Annotated in this window: 13 protein-coding genes and 1 riboswitch; of the genes, 9 read left to right on the forward strand and 4 right to left on the reverse strand. The window is 52.9% G+C overall.

What is annotated here, in order from left to right; translation table 11 throughout:
- Position 1: 1 nt before the first annotated feature.
- Together ppc and argE are read right to left on the reverse strand one after the other, a co-directional pair.
- Positions 2–2653 carry a phosphoenolpyruvate carboxylase gene (gene ppc / locus F3J40_RS21540; RefSeq protein WP_017348797.1) on the reverse strand — a complete coding sequence of 884 codons (2652 nt, stop codon included), beginning with the start codon at positions 2651–2653 and terminating at the stop codon, positions 2–4.
- A 269-nt stretch (positions 2654–2922) separates the two neighbouring features.
- A complete protein-coding gene (gene argE / locus F3J40_RS21545; protein WP_017348796.1) occupies positions 2923–4074 on the reverse strand; it encodes an acetylornithine deacetylase in 1152 nt (383 codons plus the stop codon).
- A 167-nt stretch (positions 4075–4241) separates the two neighbouring features.
- Here argE and argC point away from each other — a divergent pair, with 167 nt between their 5' ends.
- The 5 genes from argC (at position 4242) to oxyR (ending at position 9859) form a co-directional block, all read left to right on the forward strand.
- Positions 4242–5246 carry an N-acetyl-gamma-glutamyl-phosphate reductase gene (gene argC, locus F3J40_RS21550; protein WP_167017945.1) on the forward strand — a complete coding sequence of 335 codons (1005 nt, stop codon included), beginning with the start codon at positions 4242–4244 and terminating at the stop codon, positions 5244–5246.
- Positions 5247–5260: 14 nt separating this feature from the next.
- Positions 5261–6037, forward strand: coding sequence for an acetylglutamate kinase (gene argB, locus F3J40_RS21555; protein ID WP_017348794.1), 777 nt, complete (start codon positions 5261–5263; stop codon positions 6035–6037).
- A 28-nt stretch (positions 6038–6065) separates the two neighbouring features.
- Complete coding sequence (locus F3J40_RS21560) at positions 6066–7283, forward strand: argininosuccinate synthase (RefSeq protein ID WP_017348793.1); 1218 nt, start codon at positions 6066–6068, stop codon at positions 7281–7283.
- Positions 7284–7358: 75 nt separating this feature from the next.
- A complete protein-coding gene (argH, locus tag F3J40_RS21565; protein ID WP_017348792.1) occupies positions 7359–8732 on the forward strand; it encodes an argininosuccinate lyase in 1374 nt (457 codons plus the stop codon).
- A 209-nt stretch (positions 8733–8941) separates the two neighbouring features.
- Positions 8942–9859 carry a DNA-binding transcriptional regulator OxyR gene (gene oxyR / locus F3J40_RS21570; protein ID WP_167017947.1) on the forward strand — a complete coding sequence of 306 codons (918 nt, stop codon included), beginning with the start codon at positions 8942–8944 and terminating at the stop codon, positions 9857–9859.
- On the opposite strand, the gene sthA is transcribed toward oxyR, so the two are convergent.
- Positions 9842–11242, reverse strand: a complete 1401-nt coding sequence (gene sthA / locus F3J40_RS21575) for a Si-specific NAD(P)(+) transhydrogenase (RefSeq protein ID WP_167017948.1) — start codon at positions 11240–11242, stop codon at positions 9842–9844. The genes oxyR and sthA overlap by 18 nt on opposite strands.
- 194 nt (positions 11243–11436) lie before the next feature.
- Here sthA and fabR point away from each other — a divergent pair, with 194 nt between their 5' ends.
- The gene (fabR, locus tag F3J40_RS21580) at positions 11437–12081 is read left to right on the forward strand and encodes an HTH-type transcriptional repressor FabR (RefSeq protein ID WP_167017950.1); all 645 of its coding nucleotides are present in this window, start codon (positions 11437–11439) and stop codon (positions 12079–12081) included.
- A gap of 17 nt (positions 12082–12098) precedes the next feature.
- Positions 12099–12455: a YijD family membrane protein gene (locus F3J40_RS21585; RefSeq protein WP_017348788.1), complete on the forward strand. Its 357-nt coding sequence runs from the start codon at positions 12099–12101 to the stop codon at positions 12453–12455.
- 31 nt (positions 12456–12486) lie between these two features.
- Here the strand turns inward: F3J40_RS21585 and trmA are convergent, their stop codons facing one another.
- The gene (trmA, locus tag F3J40_RS21590) at positions 12487–13590 is read right to left on the reverse strand and encodes a tRNA (uridine(54)-C5)-methyltransferase TrmA (protein WP_167017952.1); all 1104 of its coding nucleotides are present in this window, start codon (positions 13588–13590) and stop codon (positions 12487–12489) included.
- A gap of 112 nt (positions 13591–13702) precedes the next feature.
- Positions 13703–13886, forward strand: a riboswitch (cobalamin riboswitch).
- A gap of 70 nt (positions 13887–13956) precedes the next feature.
- Here trmA and btuB point away from each other — a divergent pair.
- A complete protein-coding gene (gene btuB / locus F3J40_RS21595; RefSeq protein WP_167017954.1) occupies positions 13957–15819 on the forward strand; it encodes a TonB-dependent vitamin B12 receptor BtuB in 1863 nt (620 codons plus the stop codon).
- Entirely contained in the window at positions 15764–16657 is an 894-nt protein-coding gene (murI, locus tag F3J40_RS21600) for a glutamate racemase (protein WP_167017956.1), read from the forward strand. Before btuB ends, murI begins: the two co-directional genes overlap by 56 nt.
- Positions 16658–16970: the final 313 nt, after the last annotated feature.

A 16970-nucleotide genomic window follows, 5' to 3' on the forward strand; every position in this document is an offset into this window, starting at 1 on the left:
ATTAACCCGTGTTACGCATACCTGCAGCAACACCAGCAATGCTGACCATCAGCGCTTGTTCAACGCTGGCATCGGGTTCTTCACCACGCGCTTCCTGCGCACGGGCGCGATGCAGGAGTTCGGCCTGGAGCAGGTTGAGTGGGTCGGTATAGACATTACGTAGCGCGATGGATTCTGCAATCCAGGGCTGATCGGCCATTAAATGCGCATCGTTAGCAATGGTCAGTACTGCTTTAATATCCGCTTCTAACTGGTCGCGTAGCTGTTGCCCCAGCGGCCACAGTGACTTATCTACCAGGCGCTGATCGTAATACTCCGCCAGCCACAAATCCGCTTTCAGGAACACCATCTCCAGCATCCCCAAACGGGTAGAGAAGAATGGCCAGTCACGGCACATCGCTTCCAGCTGATCGCGGTGGCCATCATTCATTGCCTGTTGAATGGCCGCACCGGCACCCAGCCAGGCGGGCAGCATCAGACGGTTTTGCGTCCACGCGAAGATCCACGGAATAGCGCGCAGTGATTCAACACCGCCGGTAGGACGGCGTTTCGCCGGGCGTGAGCCGAGTGGCAGCTTACCCAGTTCCTGTTCTGGTGTGGCTGAACGGAAGTAAGGCACGAAGTCCGGATTCTCACGCACATAGCCACGGTACATGGCACAAGAGTGCGCAGAGAGCTGGTCCATGATGTTACGCCATTCCGCTTTAGGCTCTGGCGGTGGCAGCAGGTTCGCTTCCAGAATCGCACCGGTATAGAGCGAAAGACTGGCCACTGCCACTTGCGGTAAGCCGAACTTAAAGCGGATCATCTCACCTTGTTCGGTGACACGCAGGCCGCCTTTCAGGCTCCCCGGTGGCTGTGACAGCAGGGCAGCATGCGCTGGTGCGCCGCCACGGCCAATGGTGCCGCCGCGTCCGTGGAACAGCGTCAGAGCGATACCGGCTTTTTCACAGGTTTTAATCAGTGCATCCTGTGCCTGATACTGTGCCCAGCTTGCCGCCATGACACCTGCATCTTTTGCTGAGTCAGAGTAGCCAATCATGACCATCTGCTTGCCCTGAATAAAGCCGCGATACCAGTCGATATTGAGCAACTGGCCCATAACGTCATTGGCATTGTTCAGGTCGTCCAGGGTTTCAAACAGCGGGGCAACTGGCATTGCGAAAGTGATGCCCGCTTCTTTCAACAGCAGGTGCACGCCCAGTACATCGGACGGCGTTTTTGCCATAGAAATAACATAGGCAGCAATTGAGCCTTCCGGCACTTCCGCCGCAACGCGACAGGTTTCCAGCACTTCACGCGTGTCGTCGGTCGGTTCCCAACTCCGTGGCAGTAGCGGGCGCTTGGAGTTCAGTTCACGGATCAGGAAGGCTTGTTTGTCTGCTTCAGACCAGCTTTCATAATCGCCCAGGCCCAGATAGCGGGTAATTTCGGCAATCGCCTGGGTATGACGTGTGCTCTCCTGGCGAATATCGATACGGACCAGCGGAACACCAAAACACTTCACGCGGCGCAACGTATCCAGCAGTTGGCCATTGGCGATGATCCCCATATCGCACTTTTGCAGTGACTGATAAATGGTATACAGCGGCTGCCAGAGCTGTTCGTTGGTGATCAGCAGGTCTGCTGGACGCGGCAGGCGCTCACCTTTCAGGCGGCGCTCCAGGTAGGCCTGGGTGCTCATTAACTGGCTGCGCAGACGCTTCAGAATCACACGATAAGGCTCAATCGCTTCTGGATCGCCACTTAACTCCAGCACTTCCGGAGTACATTCGGACATCGAGAGTTCGGAAATCAGGACGGCGATATCGCGCAGGAACAGGTCGGCGGCTTTCCAGCGCCCCAGTTGCAGTGCATGACGCGTTACGCTGGCCACAACGTTTGGGTTGCCATCACGGTCACCGCCCATCCATGAAGTGAATTTCACCGGCACGAAGTCCACTGGCAGCTTGATGCCAAAGGTTTCTTCAACCTGTTCGTTCAGTTCGCGCAGGAAAGCTGGCACGCCTTCCCACAGGCTGTTTTCAACCACGGCAAAGCCCCATTTAGCTTCGTCGATCGGGGTCGGGCGATATTTACGGATCTCATCCGTGTGCCATGCCTGAGCCACCAGCTGGCGCAGGCGGCGCATAATCTGGTTGTATTCGTATTCGGACACGTCGCTGTGATCGAGCTGCTTCAGGCAGCTATTTACTTCGACCAGTTTGTGAATCAGCGTACGGCGGGTGATTTCGGTTGGGTGCGCAGTCAGTACCAGTTCCAGCGACAGCGATTCAATCGCTTCGCGGATCGCTGACTCGCTGATGTTGCCCTGCTGTTTCAGGTTTTCGAAGGTCTTTTTCAGCAGTTCAGGGTGGTTTGCGCCATCGCCGCTGCGGGAAATGGTTTGATACTGCTCAGCAACGTTGGTCAGATTGAGGAACTGGCTGAATGCGCGAGCAACAGGCAGTAGCTCCTCATTAGACAGATTTTGCAGTGTGGTCAACAGTTCCTGGCGATGAGCGTCATTTCCGGCACGGGATGACTTCGAGAGTTTACGGATAGTTTCTACCCGCTCGAGGATGTTCTCTCCTAAAGCATCCTTGATGGTATCCCCGAGCAATTTGCCGAGCATACTGACGTTACTACGCATTGCGGAATATTGTTCGTTCATTGGACCCTGTTAACCTTATCGTCTAAATAAACACCACCACATATGCCCGAAAATCTGTGAATAAGATCACGTGGACATAACATCGTCTTTTATCTAGCCACGTAATCATGGATTCGTCAATTGACTTAAACTGACATAAACGTGTCGCTAAATAACGGAAATTCATGGAATTTAACTGGAGGGAAGCGAGATAAGTTATTCTTATCACCCGTCAAAGGGAATTGCTGGGGCATTTTGCTGAATTATCAGCAAAATGCCCGATTTATTGCTTAACAGTGGCAGAAATGGTGTACCACTTGAGAAATGAGTTCGCGTGTGGGCTTGATAAATGCGGTATCGATAAATTCATCTGGCTGGTGCGCCTGGTTGATCGATCCCGGCCCCAGTACCAGCGTTGGGCATAACTGCTGAATAAATGGCGCTTCAGTGCAGTAGTTCACTACTTCCGTCTCAACACCCAGCAGTTTTTCCACCACCTTCACCAGTTCATGATTCTTCGGACACTCATAGCCAGGGATAGGGGGATGCATGGCTCCCACCGTCAGACGCCCAGGCCAGCGCTCGCTCACCGGTGCCAGCGCTTCATTCAGCAATCCATCCAGATCGTCCAGCGTCAGCCCTGGCAGCGGACGGATGTCCATATGCAGTTCGCAGCATGCACAGATACGGTTGACTGCATCACCGCCGCTGATGCGGCCAAAGTTCATGGTGGGATAGGGAATGGCGAAATCGGCGTGGTGATAGCGCTCTTTCAGCGTGTTGCGCAGCCCCATCAGGTGGCCGATAGCTTCATGCATCAGCTCAATGGCATTAACGCCACGCGCCGGATCGCTGGAGTGACCGGAATGTCCTTCAATGCGAATCGCATTCGAGAGGTGACCTTTGTGTGCTCGCACCGGCTTGAGTGACGTTGGCTCACCAATGATGGCGCAGTCGGGACGGATATGCGTACTTTCCGCGAAATACTGCGCACCGGCCATGGTGGTTTCTTCATCGGCAGTCGCCAGAATGTAGAGCGGTTTTTTCAGTGTTGTCACATCGACATCACGCAGCGCGTCGAGAATAAAGGCAAAAAAGCCCTTCATATCTGCGGTGCCCAGACCATAGAGTTTATTGTCATGTTCGGTCAGGGTGAACGGATCGCGCGTCCAGCGCCCGTCATCGAAAGGAACTGTGTCAGTATGACCGGCTAGCAGCAGTCCGCCTGCGCCATCGCCACTGCGTGCCAGCATGTTAAATTTACGACGCGTTCCTGGCACGGGCTGTACTTCAACCTGGAAGCCCAGATCGCGGAACCAGCCTGCCAGCAAACTGATTAAAGTTTCATTACTCTGATCCAACGCGCTTTCAGTCGCACTGATCGACGGGGTAGCGATCAACTGGCGGTACAGTTCGATAAAAGGCGGTAATTTTGTCTTCACTGTTGACGGTCCTTGAGTTAGGATGTATCAATATTCATGCATTAATAGTGAATAAAAATACATTAACGTCGTATGCATGTGAACCCAAATTTGCTGCAAACGACATGGTGGGCAACGGGGCAAGGCCGCGACCCGGAATGTGTGACTGTAAAAAGGTATACAGCCTGATGTTGAATACGCTGATCGTTGGTGCCAGTGGCTATGCTGGCGTAGAGCTTGCCACTTTCCTCAATCGCCATCCACATATGAACATAACCGCTCTGGCGGTTTCCGCGCAAAGCCCGGATGCAGGAAAACGTCTTTCCGATCTTCATCCGCAGCTTAAGGGCGTGATCGATCTGCCACTGCAGCCGCTGAGCAATGCCGCTGAATGGGCAGATAAAGTGGATGTAGTGTTCCTCGCTACCGCGCACGAAGTGAGTCACGATTTGGCTCCTGAGTTCCTGAAAGCCGGTTGCGTGGTGTTCGACCTGTCAGGCGCATTCCGTGTCAATGATGGCGCTTTTTACACCCAATATTACGGCTTCCCACACCAGCACGCTGACTGGCTAGATAAGGCTGTTTATGGTCTGGCTGAGTGGAACCGTGAAGCCATCGCGCAGGCACAATTAGTGGCTGTACCGGGTTGCTATCCTACCGCAGCTCAACTGTCACTCAAGCCGCTGCTTGACGCCGGTCTGATCAACGAAGCGCAGTGGCCAGTGATTAACGCCACCAGCGGCGTGAGCGGTGCTGGACGTAAAGCCAACCTCAACACCAGCCTGTGTGAAGTGAGCCTGCAAGCTTATGGCCTGTTTAATCACCGTCACCAGCCTGAAATTGCCGTGCATTTGGGCACGCCAGTGATTTTCACACCGCATCTGGGCAACTTCCCGCGCGGTATTCTGGCGACCACGACCTGCCGTCTGAATCCTGGCGTAACGCGTGAAGATGTGGCGCAGGCGTTCCATAACGCCTATAACGATAAACCGCTGGTGCGTGTTTATGAAGAAGGTGTGCCCGCGCTGAAAGCCGTGGTTGGCCTGCCGTACTGCGACATTGGCTTTGCCGTGCAGGGCGAACATCTGATTGTGGTCGCAGCAGAAGACAACCTGCTGAAAGGTGCAGCATCGCAAGCCGTGCAGTGCCTGAATATCCGTTTCGGTTTCCCTGAAACCCAGTCACTGATTTGAGCGGCGGAAAGGTCATGAGCAATCCATTAATTATTAAACTCGGCGGCGTGCTGCTGGATAGCGAAGAGGCGCTGGCGCGTCTGTTTGAAGCCCTGGTCGCCTATCGTTCAGCCCATCAACGCCCGTTGATTATTGTGCACGGCGGCGGCTGTCTGGTTGACGAGCTAATGAAAAAGCTGGCGCTGCCGGTACAGAAGAAAAACGGTCTGCGGGTCACGCCAGCCGACCAAATCGACATTATTACTGGCGCACTGGCAGGAACGGCTAACAAAACGCTGCTTGCCTGGGCGAACAAATACGCCCTGCGCGCTGTTGGCCTGTGCCTGGGTGATGCCGGGTTGGTGAATGTCACGCAATTCGACCCTGAACTTGGCCACGTAGGGCAGGCAACGCCGGGTAACCCAGCGTTGCTGCATACGCTACTGGACGCCGGCTATATGCCGATTGTCAGCTCTATCGGCATTACCGCCGAAGGCGAACTGATGAATGTGAATGCCGATCAGGCCGCGACCGCGCTGGCTTCAACGCTGGGTGCAGACCTGGTGCTGCTGTCGGATGTCAGTGGTATTCTGGATGGCAACCGTCAGCGCATGGCTGAAATGACGGCAGAAAAAGCCGAACAGTTGATCGCTGACGGTGTGATCACTGACGGTATGATTGTGAAAGTACGTGCGGCGCTTGATGCAGCACGTACTCTGGGACGCCCGGTAGATATCGCTAGCTGGCGTCATGCTGAACAACTCCCTGAGCTGTTCAATGGTGTCTCGATTGGCACCCGGATTTTCGCTTAAACGACTCTGATTCAAGGATTACGACCAAATGGCAACGCAAAACATCAAAAAAATCGTTCTGGCTTACTCCGGTGGCCTGGATACTTCCGCCATCATTCCATGGCTGAAAGAGAACTACGGCGGCTGTGAAGTGGTCGCTTTCGTCGCCAACATTGGCCAGGACCCTGCTGATCTGGAAGGCGTTGAGAAAAAAGCGCTGCAGTCAGGGGCTTCTGAGTGCCACGTTGTTGATCTGCGCGAAGAATTCATCAGTGATTACATCTACCCTGTTCTGCAAACAGGTGCGCTGTACGAAGGCACTTATTTGCTGGGTACTTCAATGGCACGTCCAATCATCGCTAAAGCGCAGGTTGAGCTGGCGTTGAAAGTCGGCGCAGATGCGCTGTGCCACGGTGCAACCGGTAAAGGTAACGATCAGGTGCGTTTCGAAACCACCTACACCGCACTGGCACCACAGCTGAAAGTGGTTGCGCCATGGCGTGAGTGGGATCTGCGTTCACGTGAAGCGCTGCTGGACTACCTGAAAGTCCGTAACATCCCAACCACCGCTTCACTGGAAAAAATCTACAGCCGTGATGAAAACGCGTGGCATATCTCTACCGAAGGCGGCGTACTGGAAAGCCCAGCAAACGCACCGACCAAAGATTGCTGGGTGTGGACCGTTGATCCCCTGGATGCACCAGATCAGCCTGAAAATGTCACCGTGACCGTTGAGAAAGGTCGTGTGGTTGCAGTTAACGGCGAGAAGCTGAGCCCATTCCAGTGCCTGGAAAAACTGAACGTGCTGGGTGCTAAGCACGGTGTTGGCCGTATCGATATCGTAGAAAACCGTCTGGTTGGGATCAAATCTCGTGGCTGCTACGAAACCCCTGGCGGCACCATCATGGTAAATGCACTGCGTGCGGTTGAGCAGCTGGTTCTGGATCGTGACAGCTTCAAATGGCGTGAGCAGCTGGGCCATGAAATGGCTTACGTGGTATACGATGGCCGTTGGTTCGCACCACTGCGTAAATCTATCCAGGCTGCAGCTGAATCACTGGCAGAAGAAGTGAACGGTGAAGTGGTACTGCAACTGTACAAAGGTCAGGCGATCGCTACGCAGAAAACCTCTGCTAACAGCCTGTACTCGGAAGAGTTCGCGACCTTCGGCGAAGACGAAGTGTACGATCACCGTCACGCGGGCGGTTTCATCCGCCTGTTCTCGCTCTCTTCACGTATCCGTGCGTTGAACGAGCAGAAAAAGTAATACCGCAGCAAGCGACACATTTTGCAAGGGCGGCGTTAGCCGCCCTTTGTTTAACAGATATTCAGGAGCATTCAGATGGCACTTTGGGGCGGACGTTTTTCTCAGGCAGCAGACCAACGGTTCAAACAGTTCAACGACTCGCTGCGCTTTGACTATCGCCTGGCGGAGCAGGACATCATCGGTTCCGTTGCCTGGTCAAAAGCGTTGGTAACGGTCAACGTGCTCAGCAGTGATGAGCAGCAGCAGTTGGAAGCTGCATTGAATGCGCTGCTGGCGGAAGTACGTGCCAATCCAGAGCAGATCCTGCAAAGCGATGCAGAAGATATTCACAGCTGGGTAGAAGGCAAGCTGATTGAGAAAGTCGGTGCGCTGGGTAAAAAACTGCATACGGGCCGTAGCCGTAATGATCAGGTCGCTACCGATCTGAAATTGTGGTGTAAGGAGCAGGTCGCCGTACTGTTGGCAGCAACCCGTGAGCTGCAACAAGCACTGGTTGTGACAGCAGAAGCCAATCAGGACGTCGTCATGCCGGGTTATACCCACTTACAGCGTGCACAGCCGGTTACCTTTGCACACTGGTGCCTGGCCTACGTTGAGATGCTGGCGCGCGATGAAAGCCGTCTGCAGGATGCACTGAAGCGCCTCGACGTTAGTCCGTTGGGTTGTGGTGCGCTGGCAGGTACGGCGTATGAGATTGATCGCGAGCAGTTGGCTGGCTGGTTAGGCTTTGCTTCTGCAACGCGTAACAGCCTCGATACCGTTTCGGATCGTGACCACGTACTGGAACTGCTGTCTGATGCTTCAATCGGCATGGTGCACCTGTCGCGTTTCGCTGAAGATCTGATTTTCTTCAACACAGGCGAAGCCGGTTTTGTCGAGCTGTCAGATAAAGTGACTTCAGGTTCTTCACTGATGCCACAGAAGAAAAACCCGGATGCACTGGAACTGATCCGTGGTAAGTGTGGCCGTGTACAGGGCGCATTGACCGGCATGATGATGACGTTGAAGGGCCTGCCGCTGGCTTACAACAAAGACATGCAGGAAGATAAAGAAGGCCTGTTCGACGCGCTGGATACCTGGCTTGACTGCCTGCATATGTCGGCACTGGTGTTGGATGGCATTCAGTTGAAGCGTCCGCGTTGCCAGGAAGCGGCAGAACAGGGTTACGCGAACTCTACGGAGCTGGCGGATTATCTGGTGGCGAAGGGCGTACCTTTCCGTGAAGCTCACCATATCGTGGGTGAAGCGGTGGTTGAGGCGATCAAACAAGGTGTAGCGCTGGAAGCGTTGACGCTGGAGCAACTTAAGCAGTTCAGCGCCATCATTGAAGCGGATGTTTATCCGATTCTGGCACTGCAATCCTGCCTCGATAAGCGTAACGCTCAGGGTGGCGTTGCCCCTGCGCAGGTCGCCGCAGCAATTGCCTTCGCGAAACAGCGTCTGGCATAAGTAAAAAAAATGGCGGACTGCTTCAGTCCGCCAACCTCTAGCTTCGAAATAACATCTTGTTTTTATAGGCACATCACCAAGACATCCGCATTTCCTCGCGTCTGCCATGATCTAATCTGTGCGTATTATTTCTCCATCTTCTTGATAGGGCTAATCGTTCATTGCTATGCTATCTATCGCCACGAACTATCGTGGTCTGGAGGATTACAATGAACATCCGCGATCTTGAATATCTGGTTTCTCTGGCGGAACACCGCCATTTTCGTCGTGCCGCAGATGCGTGCCATGTCAGCCAGCCAACGCTGAGCGGACAGATCCGTAAGCTTGAGGATGAGCTGGGAGTCATGCTGCTTGAACGTACCAGCCGTAAGGTGCTGTTCACGCAGGCTGGCTTATTGTTGGTAGACCAGGCGCGCACCGTTTTGCGCGAGGTGAAAGTGCTTAAGGAGATGGCAAGCCAGCAGGGCGAGACAATGTCAGGTCCGCTGCATATTGGCCTTATCCCAACCACTGGACCTTATCTGCTGCCGCATATCATTCCGATGTTGCATCAGACGTTCCCAAAACTGGAAATGTATCTGCATGAAGCGCAGACGCAGCAGTTACTGGCGCAACTCGATAACGGCAAGCTGGACTGCGCAATTCTGGCGCTGGTGAAAGAGAGCGAGGCCTTTATTGAAGTACCGCTGTTTGACGAACCCATGACACTGGCGATCTATGAAGATCACCCGTGGCGGGATCGCGATCGGGTGCCGATGGCCGATCTGGCAGGGGAAAAGCTGTTGATGCTGGAAGATGGGCACTGCTTGCGCGATCAGGCGATGGGCTTCTGCTTTGAAGCGGGTGCCGATGAAGACACCCATTTCCGCGCCACCAGCCTGGAAACGTTGCGTAACATGGTCGCGGCGGGCAGCGGTATTACGCTGTTACCAACGTTAGCGGTACCGCCGCAGCGTATCCGTGATGGCGTGTGTTATCTGCCGTGCTACAAGCCAGTGCCACAACGTACCATCGCACTGGTGTACCGTCCGGGATCTCCTCTGCGCAGCCGTTATGAACAGTTGGCAGAGGCAATCCGTACGCACATGCAGTCTCACCTGCAAAACACGTTAAAACAGGCGGTTTAATCCGTTTAGCGCGGCAACGCGATAGGCTTCGGCCATCGTTGGGTAGTTAAAGGTGGTGTTGACGAAATACTCAATGGTATTACCACCGTTTTTCTGCTCCATGATGGCCTGGCCGATGTGAATAATCTCCGCCGCACGTTCACCAAAGCAGTGAATCCCGAGGATCTCTTTGGTTTCCCGATGGAACAGAATTTTCAGGCTACCGACGTTCATGCCGACAATCTGTGCGCGTGCCAGGTGTTTAAACTGAGCACGTCCCACTTCATACGGCACTTTCATCGCGGTGAGCTGCTGTTCGGTTTTACCTACTGAGCTGATCTCCGGAATGGTGTAAATACCGGTCGGGATATCTTCAATCAAATGGGCCGTTGCTTCGCCTTTCACCATCGCAGTCGCCGCGATGCGACCCTGATCGTAGGCCGCTGAAGCTAGGCTAGGGTAGCCGATGACGTCGCCAACCGCGTAGATGTGCGGCTGAGCCGTCTGGTACATGCTGTTTACTTTCAGCAATCCGCGTCCGTCCGCTTCCAGACCAACATTTTCCAGCGTCAGTGAATCCGTATTACCGGTGCGACCATTGGCATACAGCAGGCAATCGGCTTTCACTTTTTTGCCCGATTTCAGATGGACAATGACGCCATCATCCACACCTTCAATTTTCTCGAACTCTTCGTTATGGCGAATCACCACACCGCTGTTCCAGAAGTGGTAGGAGAGGGAGTCTGACATCTCCTGATCGAGGAACGCCAACAGGCGGTCACGGGTGTTAATCAGGTCCACTTTGACATTCAGGCCACGGAAGATAGACGCATATTCGCAACCAATGACCCCGGCACCGTAAATAATCACGTGGCCTGGCTCATGGTGAAGGTTAAGAATTGAGTCGGAATCGTAGACGCGTGGGTGATCAAAATCGACATTCGCCGGGCGGTAAGGGCGGGAGCCACAGGCGATAACAAATTTCTCGGCGGTCAGGCTTTCACGGGTGCCATCGGGATAGACGACTTCGAGTGTATTCGCATCAACGAAATGCGCATCACCCTGAAAGATGGCGCAACGGTTGCGTTCATAAAAGCTCTGACGCATTGCGGTTTGCTGACTGATGACGCTTTCGGTGTGGTTCAGAATATCTGCGAAGGAAGAGCGTAGCAGCCTGGTGTGGTCGCTGTAGAGTGGGTTCTGGTTGAACTCAATAATACGGCTGACGGCGTGACGCAATGCTTTGGACGGGATAGTGCCCCAGTGTGTACAACCACCGCCGATATTATGGTAGCGCTCGATCACTGCAACACGCTGTCCCTGCTTGACCAGCCCCATTGCTGCACCTTCGCCGCCGGGGCCTGAGCCAATCACTATGGCGTCGTAATCGTAAGACTTTTGCATACTAATACGTCCTATTCTTATCTACATTTTCACAACGAGATTCTAACATCTCCGTGCGCACATCTGAATTCTATCAGTCAGTTTAAGCGCTTTTTGACAAAGCGTGGGCTTTCACAGCCAGTGACAAAGTTTGCAAAACTGTACGCTGAATATTTTGTTATAGTGTCGCCCTAACCCCTCAGAAGGCAGAGATAATGGGCGTCAGAGCGCAACAAAAAGAACGTACACGCCGTTCATTGATCGAGGCAGCCTTCAGCCAACTCAGCGCGGAACGCAGTTTTGCCAGCCTGAGCTTACGTGAAGTTTCCCGTGAAGCGGGGATTGCACCTACTTCGTTTTACCGCCATTTCAGAGATGTAGATGAACTGGGGTTGACCATGGTAGATGAAAGTGGCCTGATGTTGCGTCAACTGATGCGCCAGGCACGGCAGCGTATCGCCAAAGGCGGCAGCATTATCAAAACTTCGGTGGCGACTTTCATGGAGTTCATCGGGAACAACCCCAATGCATTCCGACTGTTGCTCCGTGAGCGATCGGGCACTTCCGCCGCATTTCGTGCGGCTGTTGCTCGTGAAATTCAGCACTTTATCGCCGAACTGGCTGACTATCTTGAGGTCGAAAATCGCATGCCGCGCAGCTTCACCGAAGCGCAGGCGGAGGCGATGGTTACCATTGTTTTCAGTGCCGGTGCCGAAGCACTGGACGTTGATTTTGAGCAGCGCCGCAAACTGGAAGACCGTCTGGTGCTGCAATTGCGCATGATTGCTAAAGGTGCGTATTACTGGTATCGCCGTGAGCAGGAGCGACTGGCGGTCACTTTAGAAAAAACCGAAGAGTAACAGATAAGGATAACGTGATGTCATTACAGAGTCCCCGCGATAAAAGCACCTTACTGCTGGCTTTTATCACTGGTTTAGCGATAAACGGATCGTTTTCCGTGATGTTTAGCGCTTTTGTCCCTTTTTCCATTTTTCCGCTGATTGCGTTAGGACTGGCGGCCTGGTCTTTGCACCAGCGCTATCTTAACCGCAGCATGCCAGAGGGTATGCCTTCACTGGCTGCGGCTTTCTTCCTGCTAGGGATTTTAGTTTACAGTGCGCTAGTGCGCGCAGAATACCCGGATATTGGCTCTAACTTTATCCCGGTAGTCCTGATGGTAGCGTTGGTATTTTGGATTGCGACCCGTTTCAAAAAAGGGAAAAGCAGTCAGTAATGCAGAAGGCGGCCAGGGCCGCCTTTTTTGATCAGGCTTTGCGCGTCAGCAGTACGCCACATTCCATATGGTGTGTATAAGGGAACTGGTCAAACAGTGCCAGGCGTGAAACATCATGGGTTTCTGCCAGCGTAGCAAGGTTATCGCACAGGGTCTGTGGATTGCAGGAGATATACAGAATCCGCGGATACGCCTGAACCATCGCGACAGTTTCGCTATCCAGCCCACTGCGTGGTGGATCGACAAAAATCGTCTCACACTCGTAGCTCGTCAAATCAATCCCTTCCAGGCGATTAAAGCTGCGTGTGCCATTCATTGCCTGAGTAAACTCTTCCGCTGCCATGCGGATAATCTGCACGTTATCGATGTTATTCGCGGCGATATTGTATTGCGCGGATGCTACCGAAGGTTTGGCGATTTCTGTTGCCAGCACCCGACGGAAATTCCGCGCCAGAGCCAGAGAGAAATTCCCATTCCCGCAATACAACTCCAGCAGGTCGCCCTGAGAATTTTGTGTGACATTTAGCGCCCACTCCAGCATCTGAATGTTCATCGCGGCGTTCGGCTGGGTGAAACTGTTCTCGACCTGGCGGTAGATCATGTCACGGCCTGCTACCGGTAATGATTCGTCGACAAAGTCTTGGTCAAGACAGATTTTAGTCTTGGTTGCGCGTCCAATCAGATGCAGCTGGTAGCCTTTAGCACGCAGCGCATCGCGTAACAGGGTTGCCGCCTGCTGCCACTCTTCATCCAGTTTGCGGTGGTACAGCAGCGAAATGACGATCTGATTGCTCATGGTGGAGAGATAGTCAATCTGGAACAGCTTAAAGCGCAGGGTGCGGTTATCGCGCAGCGCTGCCATTAACTCTGCCATGAGTTGGTTGATCAGTTCGCTGGCCGCTGGAAACTGGTCGACGCGAATACGTTGCTTCGTCTCTTGATCAAAGATGATGTGATAGAGATCGTCACCATCATGCCAGATACGGAATTCGGCACGCATCCGATAGTGGCTTACCGGTGAACGGAACACCTCCACGTCGGGCGCAGCAAAGGGCACCATCATCGCCTGTAAACGGCTGACTTTTTCCGCCAGTTGTGCGTCGTATTGTTCAATCGGGAGCTGTTCGGGTGTCATCTTTAATCCTGGTAATAAGCCTGCTTGCCGGGCGATTGTAGGCATTCACTTTCTGTTGTCCAGTCTTTAAACAAAACAACCTGGGTCGAAATCTGGATTCCAGGGTGGCTTCACCTTAGACTGCGACAGCCGGTCTCAGTATTGAGCTAACAGGGAATCCAGTGAAAATCTGGAGCTGACGCGCAGCGGTAAGGAATGTCGTGGTGATTGCCTTGGCAGACACTGTCCTTTGGGATGGGAAGTCTTCACCATTTATGATTCTTAGCCCGAAGACCTGCCGGTGTTACGTCGCATTTCATACGACTATCGCGTGCTATAAGTCGTGTGCCTCTGCGGCATCCTGATGGGTTTTTGGATGCTACAACAATGAATAAAAGTAACGCTACGCTGTGCGCTTTCAGTGCCACGGCGCTTTCGCTCTGGGCTGCATATGGCTTTGCTCAGGATGATGATACGCAAATCGTGACGGCTAACCGTTTCCAACAACCGGTTTCTTCGGTGTTGGCGCCGACGACTGTTGTCACTCGTGAAGAGATTGATCGCTGGCAGGCTAAAAGCCTGACAGATGTGATGCGCCGTTTGCCCGGTGTGGATATCGCGCAAAATGGTGGCATGGGACAATCCAGTAGCATCTATATTCGCGGTGCTGAAGCCAGACATACTTTGGTGCTGATTGATGGTATTCCACTGGCAAAATCAGGCATTACCGGCATTTCTGATTTCAGCCAAATCCCTGTCTCGCTGGTTCAGCGTATCGAGTTAATACGCGGACCCCGTTCTGCAGTCTATGGTGCGGATGCGATTGGCGGGGTGGTTAACATCATTACCGAGAACAATCAGCCAGGTGGTCAGCTCAATGTAGGTTTGGGATCTAACCACTACCAGGAATATGGTGGAACGGTACGCCAGAAAGTGGGTGAGGACACCTTAATCACGGTAGCTGGCGCTTTCCAGGCCACCAATGGCTATAACATTCAGCCACAGTCAACGTATAGCGTTGATAGCGATCGCGATGGTTTCCGTAGCAAAACGTTTTGGGCTGGGGTTAACCACCAGTTCTCGCAAAACCTTTCCGCATTCTTCCGTGGCTATGGTTACGGCAATAACACCTCGTATGACGTAGGCTATCAGGATGGAGGGGATAAACGGCAGGTCTATAATCACACCTATGAAGGTGGGTTTCGCTTTAACCAGGATATCTACTCATCACAACTGACGTATAGCTATCAGCGTTTCAAAGATTACAACTATGCCAGTACCCTGGGACGCTACAGTGCGAGTACGACACTGGATGACATGAGCCAGCGTAATTTACAGTGGGGTAACAGCTTTGCTGTTGGCCTCGGCACGGTGAGTGCGGGGGTGGACTGGCAGAAACAACAGTTAGATTCCAGCGATGCATACAACGGCGATCGCTACCAACGGACCAACACCGGCTATTATCTGACAGCCCAACAGCGCATTGATACTTTAACGCTGGAAGGTTCTGTACGAGGAGATGATAACAATCAGTTCGGTTGGAATGGCACCTGGCAAGCAGCGGCTGGCTGGGCGTTCGTACCGGGCTATCGCTTCACACTCTCTTATGGCACTGGATTTGAAGCGCCGACATTAGGGCAGATGTACGGGCAAAGTCGACTGGGCATCGCCTCTAACCCTAATCTTAATGCTGAAACTTCCCATCAGATTGAAGCGGGGCTTGAAGGGCTGACCGGGCCGGTTGACTGGCGTTTATCGGTTTACCAGAACAAAATCAAAAACCTCATCGATTATCTCTACGATGATAATTTCGTTGGTACTTACTACAACATCCAGTCGGCCACGATTAAAGGTATTGAATGGACCGGCAGCATGGATACCGGGATTTTCACTCACCGCATCACGCTGCAATACCTTGATCCTCGTCGCGATCAAGATAATGAGGTTCTGGCCCACCGCTCGCGGCAGCAATTCAAGTACCAGTTAGACTGGAGTTTTGCTGATTTTGACTTCGATCTGGCCTGGCAGTATTTCGGGAAAAGCTTTAACAACAACACTAACCAGTTTGCGGATACTCAGCGACGGATGCCGAGTTATAGCCTGGTAGATTTCTCAGCTGCATATCCGGTCACGTCTCATCTGACAGTTCGTGGTAAAATTGCCAACCTGTTGGATAAGGATTACGAGACGGTTTATGGCTATCGAACCCCTGGACGTGAGTACTACCTCAGCGCCAGCTACAGCTTCTAATCTGCGCCCCACTGTGCTGGTGTTTGACTCCGGCGTTGGTGGGCTTTCTGTATATGAAGAGGTTCGGCAGCTGTTGCCGAACCTGCACTATCTTTATGCTTTCGATAACGAGGGCTTTCCTTACGGCGAAAAAAGCGAAGAGTATATCGTTGATCGCGTTGTGGCGATTGTGACGGCTATCGTGCAACGCTTTCCTCTCTCCTTAGTCATTATCGCCTGCAATAGTGCCAGCACCGTGACACTGCCTGCCTTACGTGCCCGTTTTGATTTCCCGGTTGTGGGTGTTGTACCTGCGATTAAACCTGCTGCGCGCCTGACGCGTAACGGCGTCGTGGGTCTGCTGGCGACGCGTGGCACGGTCAAACGCCCTTATACCCATGAGCTGGTGGCCCAGTTTGCGCGTGAGTGCAAAATCGAGATGCTGGGCTCGGCAGAGCTGGTTGAACTGGCGGAGGCGAAGTTGCATGGGGAAGAGATAGATAAAGAAGCAGTGCGTCATGCTGTTCAACCCTGGCTCAGAATGAACGAGCCACCGGATACCGTTGTACTTGGCTGTACTCACTTCCCGCTTTTACGTGACGAGTTACAACAGGTCCTACCGGAGGGAACGCGTCTGGTGGATTCAGGAGCCGCAATTGCTCGTCGCACTGTCTGGTTGTTAGAACATGAATCCCCTGAGACATTTTCTTCTGCACAAAATCTGGCGCTTTGTACGCGGATGGATGAAGAAGCGTTGAAATTATCGCCAGTTCTACAGCGATATGGCTTCCCATTGTTGGAAAAAGTAGCGATTCAGCCCGGTTTAGTCGAAAAAAACAGCACTCAGAAATTAATTTGAAATTAGCACTTGTCAGCCCGGAAGAACTCCCTATAATGCGCCTCCACTGACACGGAACAACGACTTACAAGTCGCCGGGTCAGAAAGGAAGTTGAAGGTAACTTCCGGTCAGAAAAGCAAAATAAATGCTTGACTGACAAAGCGGAAAGCGTAATATACGCATCCCGCGCCGCTTGAGAAATCGCGGCACTGCTCTTTAACAATTTATCAGACAATCTGTGTGGGCACTCGCAGGATTGATATCAACGTCTCCGGACGTAAAAAATATCAAGTCTCACGAGTGAACACATAATGAAATTCATTATGACGTTTT

Source organism: Candidatus Pantoea multigeneris, assembly GCF_011752615.1.
Lineage (GTDB): Bacteria > Pseudomonadota > Gammaproteobacteria > Enterobacterales > Enterobacteriaceae > Pantoea > Pantoea multigeneris.